The organism is Peribacillus sp. V2I11, assembly GCF_030817135.1.
GTDB classification, from domain to species: Bacteria; Bacillota; Bacilli; order Bacillales; family DSM-1321; genus Peribacillus; species Peribacillus simplex.
Window position 1 is genome coordinate 3765019 of the sequence record NZ_JAUSYW010000001.1, and the last position, 21367, is coordinate 3786385.

General features: G+C 43.4%; 16 protein-coding genes and 1 other annotated feature. Of the genes, 9 read left to right on the plus strand and 7 right to left on the minus strand.

Annotated features, from left to right (window positions below; translation table 11 throughout):
- Positions 1 to 30: 30 nt before the first annotated feature.
- Genes QFZ73_RS18425 through QFZ73_RS18435 form a run of 3 tightly spaced genes read right to left on the minus strand, consistent with a single transcriptional unit; the run spans position 31 to position 2516 of the window.
- Positions 31 to 1212, minus strand: a complete 1182-nt coding sequence (locus tag QFZ73_RS18425; protein ID WP_251429372.1) for an acetoin utilization protein AcuC — start codon at positions 1210 to 1212, stop codon at positions 31 to 33.
- A complete protein-coding gene (locus QFZ73_RS18430; protein WP_251429370.1) occupies positions 1205 to 1855 on the minus strand; it encodes an acetoin utilization AcuB family protein in 651 nt (216 codons plus the stop codon). Before QFZ73_RS18430 ends, QFZ73_RS18425 begins: the two co-directional genes overlap by 8 nt.
- A gap of 28 nt (positions 1856 to 1883) precedes the next feature.
- On the minus strand, positions 1884 to 2516 hold the full coding sequence (locus QFZ73_RS18435; RefSeq protein WP_251429367.1) for a GNAT family N-acetyltransferase: 633 nt from the start codon (positions 2514 to 2516) through the stop codon (positions 1884 to 1886).
- Between the two features lie 323 nt (positions 2517 to 2839).
- Here QFZ73_RS18435 and acsA point away from each other — a divergent pair, with 323 nt between their 5' ends.
- Positions 2840 to 4558 (plus strand): acetate--CoA ligase, encoded by a 1719-nt coding sequence (gene acsA / locus QFZ73_RS18440; RefSeq protein WP_251429364.1) that lies wholly within the window; start codon positions 2840 to 2842, stop codon positions 4556 to 4558.
- A gap of 132 nt (positions 4559 to 4690) precedes the next feature.
- Here the strand turns inward: acsA and QFZ73_RS18445 are convergent, their stop codons facing one another.
- Complete coding sequence (locus QFZ73_RS18445) at positions 4691 to 7726, minus strand: transglycosylase domain-containing protein (RefSeq protein WP_307269184.1); 3036 nt, start codon at positions 7724 to 7726, stop codon at positions 4691 to 4693.
- Between the two features lie 149 nt (positions 7727 to 7875).
- Positions 7876 to 8094, plus strand: a binding site (T-box leader).
- A 66-nt stretch (positions 8095 to 8160) separates the two neighbouring features.
- Here QFZ73_RS18445 and tyrS point away from each other — a divergent pair.
- Positions 8161 to 9417, plus strand: coding sequence for a tyrosine--tRNA ligase (gene tyrS / locus QFZ73_RS18450; RefSeq protein WP_307269187.1), 1257 nt, complete (start codon positions 8161 to 8163; stop codon positions 9415 to 9417).
- A gap of 96 nt (positions 9418 to 9513) precedes the next feature.
- Here tyrS and rpsD read toward each other — a convergent pair whose 3' ends face one another.
- Complete coding sequence (gene rpsD / locus QFZ73_RS18455) at positions 9514 to 10116, minus strand: 30S ribosomal protein S4 (protein ID WP_063232686.1); 603 nt, start codon at positions 10114 to 10116, stop codon at positions 9514 to 9516.
- Positions 10117 to 10665: 549 nt separating this feature from the next.
- Positions 10666 to 11145 (minus strand): GAF domain-containing protein, encoded by a 480-nt coding sequence (locus tag QFZ73_RS18460; protein WP_307269192.1) that lies wholly within the window; start codon positions 11143 to 11145, stop codon positions 10666 to 10668.
- A gap of 154 nt (positions 11146 to 11299) precedes the next feature.
- On the opposite strand from QFZ73_RS18460, the gene refZ reads away from it, so the two are divergent.
- The gene (gene refZ / locus QFZ73_RS18465) at positions 11300 to 11956 is read left to right on the plus strand and encodes a forespore capture DNA-binding protein RefZ (protein WP_251429352.1); all 657 of its coding nucleotides are present in this window, start codon (positions 11300 to 11302) and stop codon (positions 11954 to 11956) included.
- Between the two features lies 1 nt (position 11957).
- Here the strand turns inward: refZ and hisJ are convergent, their stop codons facing one another.
- Positions 11958 to 12761, minus strand: coding sequence for a histidinol-phosphatase HisJ (hisJ, locus tag QFZ73_RS18470; protein ID WP_307269197.1), 804 nt, complete (start codon positions 12759 to 12761; stop codon positions 11958 to 11960).
- 168 nt (positions 12762 to 12929) lie between these two features.
- On the opposite strand from hisJ, the gene ezrA reads away from it, so the two are divergent.
- The 6 genes from ezrA (at position 12930) to QFZ73_RS18500 (ending at position 21292) form a co-directional block, all read left to right on the plus strand.
- Positions 12930 to 14624, plus strand: coding sequence for a septation ring formation regulator EzrA (gene ezrA / locus QFZ73_RS18475; RefSeq protein WP_307269200.1), 1695 nt, complete (start codon positions 12930 to 12932; stop codon positions 14622 to 14624).
- A 229-nt stretch (positions 14625 to 14853) separates the two neighbouring features.
- Positions 14854 to 16002: a cysteine desulfurase family protein gene (locus QFZ73_RS18480; protein ID WP_251429343.1), complete on the plus strand. Its 1149-nt coding sequence runs from the start codon at positions 14854 to 14856 to the stop codon at positions 16000 to 16002.
- Positions 15999 to 17210 carry a tRNA uracil 4-sulfurtransferase ThiI gene (thiI, locus tag QFZ73_RS18485; protein ID WP_251429340.1) on the plus strand — a complete coding sequence of 404 codons (1212 nt, stop codon included), beginning with the start codon at positions 15999 to 16001 and terminating at the stop codon, positions 17208 to 17210. Before QFZ73_RS18480 ends, thiI begins: the two co-directional genes overlap by 4 nt.
- An 82-nt stretch (positions 17211 to 17292) precedes the next feature.
- Complete coding sequence (locus QFZ73_RS18490; RefSeq protein WP_251429337.1) at positions 17293 to 17499, plus strand: alpha/beta-type small acid-soluble spore protein; 207 nt, start codon at positions 17293 to 17295, stop codon at positions 17497 to 17499.
- 455 nt (positions 17500 to 17954) lie between these two features.
- On the plus strand, positions 17955 to 19538 hold the full coding sequence (gene mbcS / locus QFZ73_RS18495; RefSeq protein WP_307269208.1) for an acyl-CoA synthetase MbcS: 1584 nt from the start codon (positions 17955 to 17957) through the stop codon (positions 19536 to 19538).
- 152 nt (positions 19539 to 19690) lie between these two features.
- Positions 19691 to 21292: an amidohydrolase gene (locus QFZ73_RS18500; protein ID WP_251429331.1), complete on the plus strand. Its 1602-nt coding sequence runs from the start codon at positions 19691 to 19693 to the stop codon at positions 21290 to 21292.
- Positions 21293 to 21367: the final 75 nt, after the last annotated feature.

Here is a 21367-nt window from a genome sequence, read left to right on the forward strand (position 1 = left end):
AAAAAAGATCGTTTTTCAACGATCTTTTGGTTAACTTCGTTCATTGCTTTTCGACGTTTGCTTGGAAGACCTGATGGGATAAAGGACCTTTTCAAGCGTCAGGGCATTCTTCTCGGTAATTTCAGGCTTCCTCGGAATGGGTTCGTATATATCCTCCATGTCATCCCATTCATTCGGTAGGGCGACAGGGGACTCAGGCTGCCAGCAATCGAGCCATTCCTTTGATAGGGGACCTGAAATATCATTATTCGTCATTTCAAGCCAGACCCTCGCCCAAGCCCTCGGGACAACGCGCCATATATCATAGCCACCGCCGCCTACTGCAATCCACCGTCCTTCGCAATACTTATGGGCCATTTCGTGGGCCAACTTTGGTATTTCCCTATAAATCTTCATGGTGGCAGATAAATGGGTGAGCGGATCGTAATAATGGGAGTCGGCTCCGTTTTGAGTTAATAGGACATCCGGTTTGAAGAATTCAATGACCTCTTTAAAGGAAGCCCTATAGCAATCGAGCCAGGATTCATCTTCAGTGAACGCATCGACCGGGATGTTGAATGAATAGCCGTAGCCTTTTCCCTGGCCCCGCTCGTTAATATTGCCGGTGCCGGGAAATAAGTAGCGCCCCGTTTCATGGATGGATAGGGTGCATACATCCGGATCATCATAAAATGACCATTGGACTCCGTCACCATGATGTGCATCGGTATCGACATACAAGACACGCGCCCCATATTTTTTTTGCAGGTATTTTATCGCGACCGAACTATCGTTGTAAATGCAAAAGCCCGAGGCTTTCCCACGGAAACCGTGATGCAGGCCACCGCCAAGATTAAGTGCGTGCAGGGACTGACCGGTCATGACGGCATCAACAGCAGTCAAGGTACCGCCTACAAGCAAGGCGCTTGCCTCATGCATTTTGGGGAAGATAGGGGTATCCTCTGTTCCTAGCCCATAATTTACTGCCTTTTCAGGGGGGAGCTTTCCCTGGCCTGCCAATCTGACAGCGTTTACATAATGGTGATCATGAATCAGCTCCAATTCTGCATCGGTAGCCATTCTGGGCTTGATAATTTGATCATCATTGATGGCATGGTGTTTTTTTAATAAATCAAGCGTGAGTTTAAGCCGTTTTTGATTGAATGGATGCTCATCGTTGAATTTGTAGGTAAGGAGTTCATCCGAATAGACGAAAAGGGATGTATCATTCATGTGAAATCCCCGGTAGGCTAGGCCATAAAACGGTATAGCCTTCTTTCTTCAAATCCTCCACCACCATAAATGGATTCATCGTCTGTACACGAATTACAAGAATTTTATAATCGGTTCCATTTTTTTCAGGATAAACAAGGGTGCTTAGGATATTCGTATTGCGCCTTTTGAAAATATGGGCAATATCATGAAGCGAACCTGCCTTATCCGGGATTCTGATTTCGATTTGGGAACCGGGCTGATTGACTCCAGTCAACTCAACGTATGAATGAAGTAAATCAGAACCTGTTATGATGCCCACTAACTTCCTTCCCTTTACGATGGGAAGGCAGCTGATATTGTTATCACAAAAAACAGCGCCGATTTCTTCCACGAAATCCAGCGGGTGCCCCGTGATTATTTCCGTTTTCATGATGCTTGATAGTGGTTTTTGTAAATCATTTTTGTATTCTTCGGTACGGAATATAGAAGGGGCAGCATCCCGAATATCACGGTCGCTGACTAATCCCACAAGTTGAAAGCTATCATCGACAATGGGTATATGGCGAATTCGATTCTCCTTAATGATCAAGACAGCACTATGGATTGTATCCGTTGGAGTGAGGGTGATAATATCCTCATTCATTATTGTTTCAACAATCATTTTCCTTCCTCCTCTTCCTCTCGCCTCTTTAATACATAAACCGATTCATAAAACGCAATTGGTCGAACTTCTGGATGGATTCCGGCGGGACTCTTTTGCCAATACGGGCCATCAGGCAGTTGGCCGGGTGGGAACTGATTTCAGGATCATCTGTTGCAAAGTAGACCAAGCCACCCGCACTCATCATTTTTTCCATGACCTTGCGATAGTCCCAAATATTCAGCCCTGTCCCTTTCAAATCCCAATGCCAATAGTATTCAGTGGTGATGATGATGAAGTCTTCAACCGAATCGTCTTCCATTGAAAGGCGGATTAAGTTCTTCCCGACGGAGGCACCCCGGTATTTAGGGATGACCTCGATTGCACCAAGCTCAATCAGGTCCTCCATCTCGATTTCCGACCAGCGCTCCAAGGGATCGGGATATAAGTAAGTTACATAACCCACGATTGTTTCATTTTCACGGGCGATAAAGATCCTGCCCTCAGGTAAGTCTGCAATCTCTATTAACGCTTTATGCTGCAAAGCAGGCGGGCGAAAGGCGACCAAGTCTTCGTGAAACTCATAAACCGACATTTTTTCGCCGCTTAACGGCCCCTCGATGATGAGCGTTCCGCTTAATGTCTGCAGTTCCTTAGTATAAAAGGTCTTATTATATTCCATTCTTTCATCACCCTTGTTATATAGTAATCTTACACTCTCGCATGTTTCGTTTGACCGAATGGAAAGCTTACATAAATTATACTTGAAAACATGGGGCATAATTCAGAAAGTTCAAGGCATATTTGAATCTTTTGTTACAGTGCTTCTTCTTTCCCGGCCATCAATATGATTTAAATTTACTATATAACACTACTGGGAATTTTCAAAATTCAGCAAACGGGATTTCCCCTAATATGGAATTATTCAATATTTTAAAAATTGAGATAATTCCACTCTTATACTATAATGAAAATATAGAGCAGAATGAAGGGGGAGTTTGTCGTATGAATGTGAAAGCGTTACCAGTAGTGGAAGGTAATTTTAATTTAAAGAATTATGATGAAAAATACAAGAAGTTTGACTGGTCTGAGACGGAAAAGGAATTCTCCTGGTCCGAAACCGGTAAAGTGAATCTTGCGTATGAAGCCATTGACCGCCATGTCGAAACATATAAAAAGAATAAAGTAGCCCTTTATTACAAAGACGATAAAAGAAATGAAAAGTATACATTCAAGGAAATGAAAGATTATACGAACCAAGCGGCCAATGTGTTCAAGAACATTGCCAATGTTGAAAAAGGCGATCGTGTTTTCATCTTCATGCCTCGCTCCCCGGAGCTTTATTTTGCATTGTTGGGTGCGATTAAAACGGGAGCGGTCGTAGGGCCGTTGTTCGAAGCTTTCATGGAAGGCGCCATAAGGGATCGCCTTGAAGATAGTGAGGCAAGCGTGATTGTGACGACACCTGAACTTTTGCCGCGCGTCCCAGTGGATGAATTACCCCATTTAAAGCATGTATTCCTGGTGGGGGAAAACATAAAAGAAGAAGGAAAGTACCATCACTTCAATAAAAAGTTAAAAGAAGCAGACAAAGAATTCGAAATTGAATGGGTGGATCGGAATGACGGTCTGATTCTTCACTATACCTCCGGTTCCACAGGCAAACCAAAAGGAGTGCTTCACGTTCATAACGCGATGATCCAGCATTATCAAACGGCAAGATGGGTCCTTGATTTACAGGATGAGGATGTGTATTGGTGCACAGCGGACCCTGGATGGGTGACAGGGACGTCATACGGTATCTTTGGACCTTGGCTGACAGGGACCTCGAATGTCATTGTAGGCGGGCGATTCAAGCCTGAATCCTGGTACAAGACCTTGGAGGATTTTGGTGTCACGGTATGGTATAGTGCCCCGACTGCCTTCAGGATGCTGATGGGCGCAGGCGATGAAATCGTTAAGCGGTTCGATTTGAGTTCTCTCCGCCATATTTTAAGTGTCGGTGAACCGTTGAACCCGGAAGTGGTGCGTTGGGGAATGAAGGTATTCAATCACCGGATCCATGATACATGGTGGATGACTGAGACCGGGGCTCAGGTCATCTGTAATTATCCTTGCCTGGAAATCAAACCAGGTTCGATGGGTAAACCGATTCCTGGTGTGAAAGCGGCGATAGTGGATGATCAAGGCAACGAGCTTCCGCCGCATAGAATGGGGAACCTTGCCATCAAGAAAGGATGGCCGTCGATGATGAAGACCGTCTGGAAGAATGAAGCGAAATATGAATCTTACTTTATGCCAGGTGATTGGTATGTTTCCGGAGATTCCGCATATATGGATGAAGATGGTTATTTCTGGTTCCAAGGCCGGGTTGATGATGTCATCATGACGGCAGGGGAGAGAGTCGGACCTTTCGAAGTGGAAAGCAAGTTGGTCGAGCATCCAGCCGTAGCTGAAGCGGGGGTCATCGGTAAGCCAGATCCGGTTCGGGGGGAAATCATCAAAGCGTTTATCGCCCTTCGTGACGGATACGATGCAAACGATGAGTTGATTGAGGAAATTCGTACATTTGTAAAGCATGGTCTAGCAGCACATGCTGCACCTCGTGAAATTGAATTCAGGGATAAACTTCCTAAAACAAGAAGCGGTAAAATAATGCGCCGTGTCTTGAAAGCTTGGGAACTTGATCTGCCAACTGGTGATTTATCATCGATGGAGGATTGAAAACTGGTTCATGCTGTATTTGAGAAAGAAAAAGGCATCCATGGTCATTTGCATGGATGCCTTTTTTGGGAGATTATAAGGAAACAGGCTGTCGGGCTGGCCCGACAGCCTGTTTTAGTTCAAAAAAGAGTGTCATTCTTCCTCTTCTTCTGCTTTATCCGTGTCTTGCTCTTTATTATTGACTGTGTCTTTATCATTGACTGTGTCTTGATCTTTGTCGGTCTCTGGATTTTCTTTATCTGTATTCTCTTTGTTCTGATCTTTGTTCTGATCTTTGTCTTGAGCCGGCTCTTTATTTTTATCTATATCTGTTTCTTTTTCTTTATCTGAACCGTTCTCTTCTTTTGAGTCTGGTTTTTTAATATCGTTAGCTATTTTATCTTTTCCACTATCATCTTTATTTTTTGTGGAATCTTCTTTTGAACCAGTCTTTTTAGCGCCGCTTTCAACACGTTGAGAAGGGGATGATTCTTTACCGACTATGTCTACGGCCGTTACATAATATGAACCGCCTGAGCCGACTTTGTAAACAAGGCCCTCCCCAGCATTGATGCTCGCCACTTTTTTACCGTCTTTATAGACACGATAACCGACGACATCTCCTTCATGATGCAGGCCCCATGTAATCTTACCGTTACTGATCGTTATGGATAGGGGATCGGGTGATTTGCCATTATCATTCAATTTCGCTTTCGCCCCGACGACATTTCCTGATTTTTCGCCTCCAGGAATCACGGATCCCGGGTCATCGACATATTTCAATCCGATATCTGCAAAAGAATCGGGATTCAACATGAACCCGCCGCTTGTGAACTCGCCAGGCGTTTGCGGAAGGGCTCCGTAGCGTTTGCTGCCGACTGATACATATCGTCCATCTATGAAACTATCATCCGCCTTGGATGGAGCATATTTGGCTATGAATAAATCCGATTTGACAAGTCCGGCCTTTTGGCATGAACTTGAAGGCAGCAGTCCTGAAACACCACAGAAGGAACGGCTTACAATTCCGCCCGGCATTTCAAATCGCGTATCGGGGTCGATGAGTTTAGGGTCGACTTTATATGCGGCATTGATCAGATCTGCCCAATAATACATATTACGTTTATTATATTCAAGACCATTATAGGTCCCTTGCAAGGATTTCGGTGTGTCATATCCCAGCCATGTACCGAATGATACATTTGGATTGGTAGCGACGAACCAAGCGTCCCAATAGTTTTGTGAAGTTCCGGTCTTACCTGCCCAATCACTCGAGAAAGCAAGTCGGTTCCTGACCGAAGCGGCCGTCCCGCTGTTTACGACATCCCGCATCATATCAAGCGTCAGGTAAGCGGCCTGCGGAGAAAATACTTCCACTGGTTTCGCTTTATGTTCATAGATGACCTCGCCATCTTTCGATACGATTTTATCGATCATATAGGCATCGACGAACTCCCCTGAATTGGCAAATGTACCAAAAGCATTGACGTTTTCTTCAACGGTTACACCTTTTGACATAGCTCCCAATGACATGGAAGGATTAGAGTAATCCTCTTTCGTCACTGTTGTAAAGCCCATTTTTTCCAAATAGGAAGCTGGACCTTGGTTGATTATTTTCATGTAAAAGAGCGCTGCCGGGATATTATAGGAATTCTTCAGGGCCTCACGGGCTGTCGTTACTCCCGTATAGCTTCCGCCCCCATAGTTCCCTGGACGCCACATTGTTCCTGCTGGAATGGAAATGGGTACGTTGGCCGATACGCTTCCGGGTGAGATCTTTCCTAACTCGATCCCTGGTCCATATACGAGCAGCGGCTTCATCGTTGATCCATTCGATCGCAGTGATGCGGTTGCATGGTTCGTCTGCTCCCGCTTGAAATCACGGCCCCCTACGAAACTGATGATTTTTCCTGTTTTATTTTCGATTAGAATGGCCCCGGCTTCAACGGGCTCACTTACCGTTTTCATTTCTTTCGTATCCGGATCGACGACCTGTGCCGTTTTATCGTAGCCGTAATTCGGATAGTTTTTCGTTACTTCCTGCATCTTGTCATAAATCTTTTTATTGATTGTCGTATAAATCTGATAGCCGTTTTGACGCAGCTTACGGTCGGCAAGTGCTAGATATTGATCTTTTAAATCATCATTCTTTAAATCTTTCTCTTCATATCCATCTTCTTTTGCGAGACTGACAGATAGGATTTCGATGGAGCGTTTTTCGATTTCATAGGTGAGCCATGGATATTTCTCGGATGGCATCTCCGTTTTACCGATAAAGTCTTTTGTTATATCGTATGCGTTTGCTTTATCATATTCTTCTTTTGTTATGTATCCGTTACTATGCATCCGCTTTAAAACGGTTTTCATCCGGTTGATGCCGGGCTCTTGATTTTCTTTCAGTTTTCCTTTCTGGGTATATGGTGTATAACCGAAAGGGCTTTGTGGCAATCCAGCGATAAAGGCTGATTGGGGCAGTGTCAGATCTTTGGCCTCCACGCCAAAAATACCTTCAGCGGCGGACTCGACACCAGCGATGTTACGGCCTGAAGAGTTTCGTCCCAAAGTGGAGACGTTTAAGTAGGTTTCCAAAATCTCTTCTTTTTCAAAGAACTTTTCGACCCGGAGCGCAAGAAGGATTTCTTTTGCTTTCCGTTCAAATGATACTTCGTTGGTCAGGACCTGGTTTTTAATGAGCTGCTGTGTTAATGTACTTCCTCCCGATTGGACGGTTGCATTCGAAAATTCCTGGTAAACGGCACGCAGGATGGCTTTCGGGACAACCCCGTCATGCTCATAAAAATATTCATCCTCTGTAGCGATGACTGCATTTTTTAGATGCTCGGAAACTTTATCGATGGACACTTCTTCACGCTCAAGGTCACTCTTAAGCTTGCCCAAGTATACGTTATCAGCAAAGTATACTTCAGAGGTCTCTTCATAATTGTAAATGTCTTTTTTCAAATCTTCTTTTGAGCGTACCGGCTCATCATTGACGAGGGCAGCGAAATAGCCGGCCCCGACGCCGCCGGCGAATGAGAATCCTAGAATCCCGACAATAATGAGGATCAGCGTTAAATTCCAAATGACTTGGTATGTAACGCGCGCGTTCTTTTGTGTTTTTTCATTTTGAAAAAAACGGGTCAGCTGCTTCCAGACTGTTAGAAATCTATCTTTTTGATTATTATTCATCGTATCATACCCCCTGAAATCACATATATTATAGCATATAACAGATAGGGGAAAGGGCATCTTTCTTATTTTTCTAGAATCTGTAAGGGTGATGTTGACAATGATTCTTATGTATGATAAAAGTTTATTAACAATAATAAAATGATTAAATGATCGCGATGATAGGATCCAGTAGTCAGACTATCCCTGTTTCAGAGAGCCGGTGGTTAGTGGAAACCGGTACAAATGGTATGATGAATTACTTCCTTGAGCATTTGCTGTGAAATGTGATTAGTAGCAGGAAACGGTTGACGGCCGTTATTCGTCTTGAGCGGAGGGCATATTATGTCCTCAAGTTGGGTGGTACCGCGAATTCATTCGTCCCTTCATATTTATGAAGGGGCGTTTTTGTGTGCTTTTTGCGGTTTTTTTCTAAGATGGAGGAGGAATTTTTAATGGAATTGCTTAAAGACCTCGAGTGGAGAGGGATTATTTATCAACAAACGGATGAAGAGGGTTTTAAGGACCTTTTAGAAAAAGAGAAAATTTCTTTATACTGTGGTGTAGATCCAACTGCGGATAGTATGCACATCGGACATCTTTTGCCATTCTTGACATTGCGCCGTTTCCAGCAGCACGGTCATCGTCCCCTTGTGCTGGTAGGCGGTGCGACTGGACTTATCGGTGATCCAAGCGGTAAAAAAGAGGAACGCCAGCTGCAAACGCTGGAAAAAGTGCTTTATAATGCAGACTGCATAAAAGGGCAGCTATCCCATATCTTTGAATTCGACGGTGAAAATGGTGCGGTCATGGTCAATAACTATGACTGGATAGGCAAAATCGATATGGTTACGTTCCTGCGTGATTACGGGAAATACATCGGCATTAACTACATGCTGGCAAAAGATACGGTTGCTTCCCGCTTGGATACGGGAATTTCCTTCACTGAATTTGCGTACACGATCTTACAAGGAATTGATTTCGGTCATTTATACAGCAATTACGACTGTAAATTGCAAATAGGCGGCAGTGATCAATGGGGCAACATTACGACCGGCCTTGAAATGATCAGGAAATCCAATGACGAGAGTGCTAAAGCATTCGGTATGACGATCCCGCTCGTGACGAAAGCGGATGGAACGAAATTCGGTAAAACGGAAGGCGGAGCGATTTGGCTTGACCCGGAAAAGACGACTCCGTATGAATTTTACCAATTCTGGATCAATACAGCCGATGCTGATGTCGTGAAATACCTGAAATTCTTCACATTCCTATCTCGTGAAGTGATTGAAGAGTTAGAGCAATCCGTACAGTCCGAACCGCATTTGCGTAAAGCGCAAAAAGCTTTAGGGGAAGAAATGACCCGATTGATTCATGGTCAGGAAGCTCTTGACCAAGCAATCAAAATCTCTGCCGCCCTATTCAGCGGTGAAGTGAAGAATTTAAGTGCAGCGGAAATCAAATTGGGCTTTAAAGATGTCCCTAGCTTCGAACGTGAAAGCAAGGAGGATATCAGTTTGGTCGATTTGATCGTTGAAGCGAAAATTTCGCCATCAAAGCGTCAAGCCCGTGAAGATATTCAGAATGGGGCAATCTCCATAAATGGGGAGAAAGTGACTGATCTGCAATATATAGTGACGGAAGCTGCCAAGATTGAAGGGGAGTTCATCCTCGTTCGTCGCGGCAAGAAGAAATACACATTAGTGAAATGATCGTTCAAAGCCCGGCTGAATCCCAGCCGGGCTTTGTCATGCAAGGGTGTTTAGGTGCAAAAAAAACCCCATCCAAGGATGGGGTTTTTGAAGTTATTAACGAGAGTAGAACTCAACGATAAGAGCTTCGTTAATTTCAGCAGGCAATTCAGAACGTTCTGGTAAACGAGTGAAAGTACCTTCTAATTTCTCAGCATCGAAAGTAAGGAAATCAGGAACGAAGTTAGTTGCTTCAACTGATTCTTTGATGATTGAGAAGTTACGTGATTTTTCACGAACTGCGATTGTTTGTCCAAGAGACACTTTGTAAGATGGAATGTCTACGCGGCTTCCGTCTACAGTGATGTGACCGTGGTTAACAAGTTGACGTGCTTGACGACGTGTACGAGCTAAACCAAGACGGTAAACTAGGTTGTCAAGACGTGATTCAAGAAGAATCATGAAGTTTTCACCATGAACACCTTTAAGTTTGCCAGCGCGGTCGAACATTGAACGGAATTGACGTTCAGTGATTCCGTACATGTGACGAAGTTTTTGTTTCTCTTGTAGTTGCATTCCGTATTCAGAAATTTTTCTACGTTGGTTAGGACCATGTTGTCCTGGAGCATAAGGGCGTTTTTCTAATTCTTTACCAGTACCTGTTAGGGAAATTCCTAAACGGCGGGATAGTTTCCAGCTTGGGCCAGTATAACGAGCCATAGGATGACTCCTCCTTTAAATGTTTTTATTTTGGTAAAATAAAAACCGTGTGAATGTACGATCATGACCATTTTGTTTTCATGTACCTTCGCCCTAGCAGCAGAGAGTTACGAGATACACCTCTGTATTGAGGAACAAAATGAGAACATAAAGGCTGTCACATAGGCTGCAATATTTTACACAAGGAGTATTGTATAATATTCTGCTCAATGAGTCAAGGACAGTTGTGATTAATTAAGGAATAGATAAAGAGAATCGAAGCGAGGAAATACAATATATTTTAAAAATACAATTTTTAGGGGGGTTCTATTGTAAGCTTTAATGGATGGTTTCCGACATTTCTTGTGAGCCCCTGCCATGGGTGTGGTTCAATTCTGTTTCTTTTGCATCATTTCAAAGTGAAATATCAGAAGGTTCCCTAAAAATGTCAAAAGGGCTGATGAGGCGTAATATATTGCGAAGAATTCAGGAAAGGACCGGATACATGTACATGTATCCGGTCCTGGAATGGAAAAGGGAGCAGGCAAGGATTGCCGCTCCCTTTAAATTTTATAGATGGTTGGAAAGGATTTCAGCGAACTTCTCAAGTCCTTGCTGATCCATTTCATCAAAACGGTCCGTAACCGGGCTGTCGATATCGAGGACACCGTACAATTTTCCATCCTTCATGAGCGGTATGACAATTTCAGATCTTGATGCCGCATCGCAGGCGATATGTCCAGGGAATTGATGGACATCCTCTATGCGCAGGGTTTTTTCAGTTGCCGCTGAAGTTCCGCATACGCCCTTGCCCATTGGAATGCGGACACAGGCTGGAAGGCCCTGGAAGGGTCCCAGTATTAATTGGCCTTCTTCGTATAAATAAAAGCCGACCCAGTTAATCTCATCGAGGAACTGATTAAGTAAAGCTGCCGCATTGCCTAAATTTGCTATCCGATTCGTTTCATCTTCGATTAAGGCAAGCAGTTGTTTTTGGACCAGTTCATAGTTTTTTTCTTTTTTCCCTTGATACATTTCGACATTAAACAAAAGCGTTCACCTGTCTTCCGCATATTTTTACAGCACTTTCTAATCATGATGCTTTATTGTTGGGAAATTGTCGAGAACTTACTAAAGGATTCAGGCTCTTCCGTGAAGAAGTAGTCCACAAGACTTGTCTCAAAGAAAGCGAGGGATTGCCTGAATGAATCGCCAGACGCCAACGAAACAAGCCATTGTGGAAGCTGCCTTGCATTTATTTCATTTAAAAGGCTATCATGCTACATCCATACGGGATATTGCGAATAAAGCGAAAGTGAACGCTGCAAATATTGCCTACTATTTCAAGAATAAGCAGGGGTTGCTGGAATTCTGTTTCACTTCCTATTTAGAAGAATATATCCTGGTCCTTGATACGAACATGACACTGCTGGAACTTAAAGGCCCACAGCATTGCTTGATGAATCTTGTAAAGGAAATTCTCGCTTTCCAGAGGGAAAACTTCCTTGCTGCACGGTTCATATATGGGGAATCATCACTCGATTCCAATTTAAACCGCGAAATTCATTCGACTTATTTTACAAAGGAAAAGTCTTATTTTCAATATGTTTTGGAACAAGGAATCAAGAGCAGGAGTTTCCAGCAGGTCTCCGTACCCATGTATCTGCTGCAATTGAAGGGTTTATTGACGGCCCCTGTCCTGCATACCCATTATGCGATGGATGTGCTTCATGTCTTCCCGCAGGAAGCCTATTACACGAATATTTATGCCAATGAAGTCGGACGTTTTCTGCAAGATACCCTTTTCATTGCCGAAGACCTACAGCCACTGTTAGCCGGCCGGCCTGAAGTGTATACATGAGTTAACCGTTGAACCCTGCAATCAGTGCCTGATGGCCCTGACCCAAATCTTTAGCCTGATGGGCATCGGAACCGTAAATAAGCGGAATGCCGAGATCTAAAGCACGCTTTGCAAATCTTTCAGGAGGGTAGGGTTCACCGCATAGCGGCTTTACAAACCCGGCCCCATTATAATCCAGTTCATACCTTTGATCCTTGATCATATCGAGAACCTTGTAAACCCGCCCGTCAAAACTTGATGCCGGCGGATATCGATGCTGGAATTTATGGACAAGCGTAATATGCCCGATCCGTTTTGGTTTATAAATGCCTAAATCAGTTTCTATTGATCTTTCCAGTGTATCGTAATATTTGGCATACACCGATTCCACTGAACCTAGTTCATTGGCAATCTCACCAAACCCATTTTCGCTGAAATCGATGCAATGCCAGCTGTTTTGATGCTTGATGAAGTGGACGGAAAGTATACTATCATCAAGGAATTCTCCGATTTCGTCGAGGAATTCTTTTGTTTCTTTTTCATATCCCTCTATAAAGTCAACCTCCAGACCCGTTTTGATCAGGATTTTGTCTTTATAGCGTTCTTTCAGTACGCGGAGCTCTTGAAAGTAATCCAGGAGCAGGGCAGCGTCCATGCCGCTGTCTTTTTCAGGCGTAGGATCTTGAAAATCTCGTGGCAATGGAGCATGTTCCGTAAATGTGATTTCCTTTAATCCTAGCTCGATTCCCCGCGTAATATATTCATCGAATTTATCCGTAGAACCGTGAGGGCAAAACGGAGTGTGCACATGACCGTCAGCTTTCATAGTCCATCCCTCCCAAAAAATAGGTATTTGTAGCAATTTTCTACAAAAAAATCATTTTTCTCGTCAAAAATTATTGCTAACATGGTATCATAAAAGCATTAAATTTAACATTTTTAAAATTGATATATAAACGAGCAAGACTGTAAGGACTAGAACAGGGGGCTTACCATGGATTACATAATTGGGGTAATTGTATTAATTTTGATTTTCATCATTTGGGGTTATTTTTTCAAAAAGAGATATTTTAAAGAAATCGATCGACTGGAATCCTGGAAAATAAGCATCATGCACCGCCCCGTGCTGGAAGAGCTTTCTAAAGTCAAACAATTGAACATGACAGGTGAAACAGAGGAAATGTTCGAAAACTGGCGCATTGAATGGGACGCCATCATTACGGATCATATGCCCGAAGTCGAAGCACTTTTATTCGATGCCGAGGAATTCGTCGATAAATACCGTTTCAGCCGATCAAAAGAGGTACAGCGCAAAATTACAGTCAAGCTGAATGAAATCGAGGAAATGATCAAAAAGATCTTATACGAACTGAATGAACTTGTAGGCAGTGAGGAAAAGAATCGATTGGAAATTGAGGATATCAAAGAATCCTACCGTCAATTGAAGAAATCCTTGCTTGCGCATAGGCATAATTACGGGAAAGCGGCTGATAAGCTGGAAAATTCCTTGGATGAAGTATTGCAGATCCTTCAGAAGTATGAAGAAGAGACGGTGAACGGCAATTATTTGAATGCGAGGGAGCTTGTTCTATCCATTAAGGAAAAATTGGCGGTTCTGTCAGTTAAAATGGAAATGCTCCCTAAATTATTGGTGGATAGCCAATCCGAGCTGCATTCCCAGCTTCATGAATTGAAGGATGGTTATGAGGAGATGTCAGGACAAGGGTATCTGTTGAGCCATATCCAATTCGAGCAGGAAATATCACGGCTTGAGGAGGAACTGGAACTATATAAAACACAATTGGAAAATGCCGAAACGGAAGCCGTGGAAAAAGGCATTAAAGAAATGCGCGAAAGCATTGAAGTGCTTTATGACCTTTTGGAAAAAGAAGTACTTTCAAAACAGTATATCTTGAAAAATGATGAAGTTCTCAGGAAAACGATAAGTGATCTTGAATATGAAAACGATAAACTTAAAGTTGAAACCATACATGTTCAACACACATATCATCTGACGGAAAATGAGCTCGATGCACAACGGAAAATGGAAAAGCAGATTGCCCAGATTTCGAAACGCCATCAATTGCTCGTCTTGAAAATGGAGGATAATGTGATGGCAAGCTCCCTTATCAGCGAAGAGATGCAGGGGCTGTCTGTACAGTTGAAGGAATTACAGGAAAATCAGAAAGACTTTACCGTTAAATTACAGGCTTTACGAAAAGATGAAATGGATGCCAGGGATTCACTGGCCGAATTGAAACGCAAAATGGTCGATACTGGACGTTTAATTGCAAAAAGTAATATTCCAGGTCTTCCAGAAGAGTATAAAGTGGTGCTTCAGGACGCTAAAGAATGCATGGATGACGTTCAGGGGAAACTTGAAGAAAAGCCGCTTGAGATGGCCGCTGTTTATATTTATTTGGAAAAAGCGATTCAACAGGTGAATAGGGTCCACGAAAAAGCGCAAGAATTGATCGAACATATGTATTTGGCCGAAAAGGTGATCCAATTCGGAAATCGTTATCGAAGCAGTCACGATATGGTTGCCGAGAGCCTTAGGGAAGCCGAAGCCAAATTCCGAAGCTATGAATATCAAGCTGCATTGGAAACGGCAGCCACTGCCATAGAAAAGGTCGATCCAGGCAGTTTACAAAAAATCGGGGCGAACATAGAAGAAGTCCTTTCCTGAAAACCCGCCATGGCGGGTTTTTTTCTTTTATCGGACCCTGAATAGATAAGTGGGAAGTCGAATCATCCTACGGGAATAAAAAGGAGCAGGTCTCCTATCATACATGGACCAGTGTTTTACATTCTCTTTCAAATTCAATTATGTTAATATTAGAAGTTGCAACAGCAACATTGAAACTTATATTTAGTAGAGTGACCATCATAGATACAAAAACATGGAAGGTGAACCCATGATTTATTTTGACAATAGTGCAACGACAAAACCATACCCCGAAGTAATCGAATCATTCATGAAGGTAACTTCGGACTATTTCGGGAACCCCTCTTCGCTTCATGGACTTGGGGTGCAATCCGAAAAACTGCTTTCCGCTGCAAGAAAGCAGATCGCTGATTTATTAAAGGTGAAGAGTTCGGAAATATATTTCACTTCCGGGGGGACGGAAGGAAATAATCTTGCCATTAAAGGGGCCGTCCACTCTCAGGGAAATCGCGGCAAACACATAATCACGACAGCGATTGAACATCCTTCTGTAGAGGATGCATGCCAATCATTGACGAAAATGGGTTATGAGATCACATATCTTCCCGTTAACGAATTTGGGCAAATTGATGTAACGGATCTTAAGGATGCATTGAGGGAAGATACCATTTTGGTTTCCGTCATGCATGTTAATAATGAAGTTGGCTCGATACAGCCGATTGCTGAAGTGGGCAAATTGTTAAAACAATACCCAAACGTGCTCTTTCATGTCGATAATGTTCAGGGTACAGGCAAAGTTACGTTATCATTGCGTGATGCCAATGTGGATTTATGTACAATCTCCGGCCACAAGATTCACGGCTTGAAGGGGACGGGCATCCTTTATGTTCGTGAAGGCGTTCGGGTCGATCCTCTTTTCCATGGCGGCAATCAAGAAACGAAAATCAGGAGCGGCACCGAAAATGTCGCGGGAATCGTCGCCTTATCGAAGGCTTTGCGTATTAGTATGAACAATCAATTGCTGTATCATGATAAACTGCAGCAAATCAAAACTTATTTATATAAAGGTTTGAAGGAAATGGACGGGGTGTTGGTTAACAGTCCCGAAGAGGGTGCACCCCATATTGTGAATTTTTCCGTTCCGGGACTTAAATCCGAGGTATTGCTGCATGCACTTGAATCGGAAGGAATATATGTTTCGACGACTAGTGCCTGTTCTTCGAAAAAAAGGTCGATAAGTAAAACGGTGGATGCGATGTTCCATAATTCAGCTCGTTCCGAAAGCGTCATCCGAATTAGTACTACCTATGGCAATGAAATGGAAGAAGCAAAGCAAGTTCTGGCGGCGATACAGAAAATAGTCGCTAATTTAGAAAAAATAATGAGGGTTGCAAAATGAAATTTGATCATATAATTATCCGTTATGGAGAAATCTCCACGAAAAAGAGAAACCGTAAAGGCTTTGTAGACAAAATGAAGGCACATATCCGCTGGAGTTTAAAAGATATAGAGGGCGTAGTTCTTACAGCCAACCGGGAGCGGATGTACGTTCTCCTGAACGGTGCGGACCATAAGCCTGTCATTGACCGATTGAAAGGCATTTTTGGAATTCAGTCATTAAGCCCTGCGATAAAAATAGAGCGTGATCTGGAAGTGATGAAAACGGCAGCATTGTATTACCTTAATCATACTCTTGAGGAGGTAAACACGTTCAAAATCACGACAAAACGCGCGGACAAGGATTTTCCATATAATACCGATGAAATTAACAGGGCGATCGGCGGGCATTTGCTTCGAAATACAGAAGATTTAAAAGTGGATGTAAAGAACCCTGATTTGAACCTGCTAGTGGAAGTGAGACGCGAAGCCGTGTATTTGACAGGTGAAATCATCCAAGGGGCAGGCGGTCTTCCATTCGGTTCAAGCGGGAAGGCGATGCTGATGCTTTCAGGCGGGATTGATAGTCCTGTTGCGGGATTCCTTTCGATGAAACGGGGATTGGACGTGGAAGCGATCCATTTTTACAGCCCACCGTTCACAAGCGAACGTTCACGTCAAAAGGTCATTGATTTGGCGGGCAAGCTGGCAGAAATAAATGGAAGCATGAAAGTGCATATCGTTCCATTTACGGAAATCCAATTATTGATTCAAAAACAAATCCCGGAAAACTATTCAATGACTACAACCCGTCGTTTAATGATGCGGGTCGCCGATCGAATCCGTGAAAAGGAAGAAGCCATGGCACTGATTACCGGTGAAAGCCTTGGACAGGTTGCAAGCCAGACGATGAGCAGCATGTTTGCCATCAATGAGGTGACGAATACACCGATCCTGCGTCCGCTGATTACCATGGATAAGACAGAAATCATCAAAATTGCAAGAGAGCTTGATACTTTTGAAATATCCAACCTGCCATACGAGGATTGCTGTACGGTCTTTACGCCGGCAAGCCCAAAAACGAAACCGAAACGTGAAAAAGTCAATTACTATGAAAGCTTCGTCGACTTTGAATCCTTGATTGAAAAAGCGGTCTCCGAAACAGAAGTATTGACGGTTAAACCTGGTCAGACTTTCGATAAGGAAGAAGCGATGGAAGACTTATTTTAATATCCTGTAATTACCAATGAAATAGTGCGAATGAAGCCATGTGTTTTAACACACTCTATAATCACAAGGAGGTGAAAAACACATGGCAAACAACAACAACTCAAACGAATTATTGGTACCTGGAGTTGAACAAGCTCTTGAACAAATGAAATATGAAATCGCTACAGAATTCGGCGTACAACTTGGTGCCGACACAACATCTCGCGCTAACGGTTCAGTTGGTGGAGAAATCACAAAACGCCTTGTTCAAATGGCTGAACAACAATTAGGCGGAGGATTCAACAGATAATTTAATAAATATGGCTACAGAGAGCGGGTTCTAACACCCGCTCTCTTTAAGTTTGCGGACAAAATTCGTGAGCGGCCGAATAAAGTGCGGACCATTATTTTAAACAAAACTTTGTTATACTACATGATTTTTTACTGTTGTATATAATATGAAAACTCACTGGATTGAAGAAATTTGCGACACTCCTGCCGAAAAACTGGCTAGCCGAGACCCCACAGATGCTTGCTATGATGAGGCTTGGCAGACAGTCGGCGGAAAGGGAGCGGATTTCTGAAAGCAATTGAAAATAAATAAAAAACAGGCAAACTCGCTTTTCTTTGAGTTTGTCTACAGTCTGCAGAGAGCGGGTTCTAACACCCGCTCTCTTTATTTATTTGTTAAAATACATAGAAATATTAGGGAAATATCTTGTATAATGAGTAGGTACTAAGAGTTCATAATTGGAGGGGAAGAATATGAAGCGTGAAGACTTATTGGCTCCGGAACATTACAACTTAGTGAGTGAAATGGAACGTTATGCAAAAGATCCAGAAAAAGTTGCCGTACTTTGGGAGAACGAAACCGGAGATAAAAAACAACTTACATATGAGAATTTATTAAAAAGTGCAAATAAAATTGGAAATGCCTTCAAGAAAAAAGGACTGGGTAAAGGTGATACGGTCCTTATCATAATCCCTCGTTTGGTGGAAGCTTATCAAGTGTATTTAGCCGCATTGAAAATTGGCATGATTGTTATCCCTTGTTCTGAAATGCTTCGTGCGAAGGACTTGCAGTATCGAGTCAACCATGGTGATGTCAAAGGAATCATCAGTTATCATGAATATACTCATGAATTGAATGAAATAGAAGGGGCGAAAAGCCTCCTGAAATTTTCAATCGGAAAACGAATCGAAAATTGGCTGGATTTGAATGAGCTTGCCGATGTGGAATCCGATCAACTGACTATGGCCGACACGAAGAGTGAGGATATGGCGTTCTTATCGTATACTTCCGGAACGACAGGAAATCCCAAAGGGGTCGTCCATACACATGGATGGGCTTATGCCCATTTGAAAACGTCTGCTGCAAACTGGCTGGGCATCAGCGAAACGGATGTGGTTTGGGCCACTGCAGGCCCAGGTTGGCAAAAGTGGATCTGGAGTCCTTTCCTGGCGGTTCTGGGAACAGGAGCGACCGGCCTTGCCTATCATGGGAAGTTCGAGGCGAAAAAATATCTTCAGCTGCTTCAGGACTACAAAGTGAATGCATTATGCTCCACACCAACCGAGTATCGATTGATTGCAAAGGTGGATAACCTTGATGACTATGATTTATCACATCTTCATAGTGCAGTATCAGCGGGTGAGCCTTTAAATCAAAAAGTGTTCGAGGTCTTTAAAAACCATTTCCATATTGAAGTGCGTGATGGATATGGACAGACCGAAAATACCCTGTTGGTAGGTGTAACGAAAGGCATGGAAATTAAATTGGGCTCCATGGGCAAACCTACTCCGGGCAACCATGTGGAAATCATTGATGATTCCGGTAAACCCTGTTCTCCTGGCGTAGTGGGGGATATTGCCGTACATGTCGATACACCTGCACTCTTTAAAGAATATTTTAAAGATCCCGAGCGAACATCGCAGCAATTCCGTGGGGACTATTATATCACCGGGGATCAAGCGAAAAAGGATGAGGATGGTTATTTCTGGTTTGAGGGTCGTTCTGATGATATCATCATCAGCTCGGGATATACAATTGGACCGTTTGAAGTGGAAGATGCACTCGTTAAGCATCCATATGTTAAAGAGTGTGCCGTTATAGCAAGTCCTGATGAAATAAGGGGCAATGTGGTCAAGGCATATGTAGTCTTGATGGATGATATCGATCCGAACAGCCAAGACTTGATCAAGATGCTTCAATCGCACGTGAAAGAATTGACTGCCCCATATAAATATCCAAGGAAAATCGAATTTTTAGAAGAGCTGCCCAAAACGACATCGGGTAAAATCAAACGGGTGGATTTACGGAAAAGGGAAGAAGCACTCCTTAACAATTGATCGAAAGCATTGCCGTCAGCCCCCATGGCTGGCGTTTTTTTATTGACGGGGGCTTGGATAAAAGCATAAATATGGGAATTCGTGATATGAGATGGTACACTTACTGCATATCTGCACAGTAACAATCATTTAATAAGGAGTGTAAAGCCGGAATGGGAACGTTATGGTTCAATGGGTCGATTTATACGATGGTTAAAGAAAACGATCACGTGGAGGCAGTCTTCACTGAAAAGGGGGTAATTGTTGATACCGGCAGCCTGGACCATTTGAAAAATGAATATGCCGGCAATATTTCCAGGGAAATCGACCTAAAAGGACAAACGATGCTGCCAGGGTTAGTGGATAGTCACCTTCATTTGGTCGGGCATGGTGAAAGGCTGCTTCGTTTAGACCTCTCTTTGATGGATAGCAGGGAGTCCATCATGAAATCCTTGAAGGAAAAGTGCTCAAAGACCCCGGCTGGAAAGTGGATTGTTGCCGAAGGGTGGAATGAAAACGAATGGCCGAGTCCTGAATTGATATTACGGGATGAGCTTGACGCAATATCGAAAGAACATCCCATCGTATTGAAAAGGATCTGCCGTCATGCCTTGGTGGTCAATTCCCGTGCCCTTTTGGAAGCGGATATTAAAGAAGATATTAAAGAACCTTCAGGCGGGGTGATCTGCCGTTATCCTGACGGACGTTTAAATGGTTTATTTAAAGAAAGTCAGGCGCAGAACCTTATTTTAGACAGTCTTCCCGGCATTGATCAAGAGTATATCGAAAACGCGCTCGCAGAGGCCATAGAAGACGCATATAAGCTAGGTTTGACTGGCGGACATACTGAGGACCTCCATTATTACAATGGCTTCATGCCGACATATCAGGCGTTTAAATCGGTAATCGAGGACCGGGAAATGGCCTTTCGCGCCAATTTACTCGTCCATCACGAAGCGTTTGAAGAAATGCTGGCAGCAGGCGGCGGCTATCAGAAAGGTACGCGATATATCAAATTCGACAGCATGAAGATATTTACCGACGGCTCATTAGGCGGACGCACAGCCCTGTTGAGCGAGCCATATGTAGATCAAAAGAATACGAATGGAGTCGCGATATTCACTGAAAAAGAGCTTCAGGAATGGGTGAAAAAAGCAAGGGATGCCGGAATGCCGATTGCTGTCCATGCGATTGGCGATCTCGCTTTTGAATACGTCTTGAATGCAATTGAAGCCCTCCCCCCGAAAAAGGGACAGAGGGACCGGCTCATCCATGCGCAGATTGTCCGGCCGGAGCTGTTGAAGCGGGCGGCAAAGCTGCAGGTAATCTTTGATATCCAGCCGGGTTTCGTCCCGTCCGATTTTCCGTGGGTGGAAGAAAAGGTTCCAGCCAATCTATTGGAGTCCTCTTATGCCTGGAAAACCTATTTGAATTTGGGCATCATTTGTGCGGGCGGGTCGGATGCACCCATTGAGCCATTGAATCCAATTTTGGGCATTCATGCAGCTGTCACAAGGATGAAAATCAACAGTGAGGACCGTACCGTTTATGGTTTTGGTGAAAGGCTTTCCGTTTACGAGGCCTTTGCACTGTATACAAAAGGGAGTGCTGCAGCAATCGGCCAGGAAAAACGTCGCGGTGTGATCATTAAAGGGTACGATGCCGATTTTACCGTGTTTAATCTTGATGTCTTTGCTGCAGCGCCGGATGATCTCCTAAAAGCCGAGGCTGTCATGACGGTCATCGATGACAAAATCATGTATGATAAAAAATAACAGTTGCTAAAAAAGAAATGGACATACAAAATTGTTAGATGGAATTAGATAAAGGAATGTAAATGGAAAGAAGGA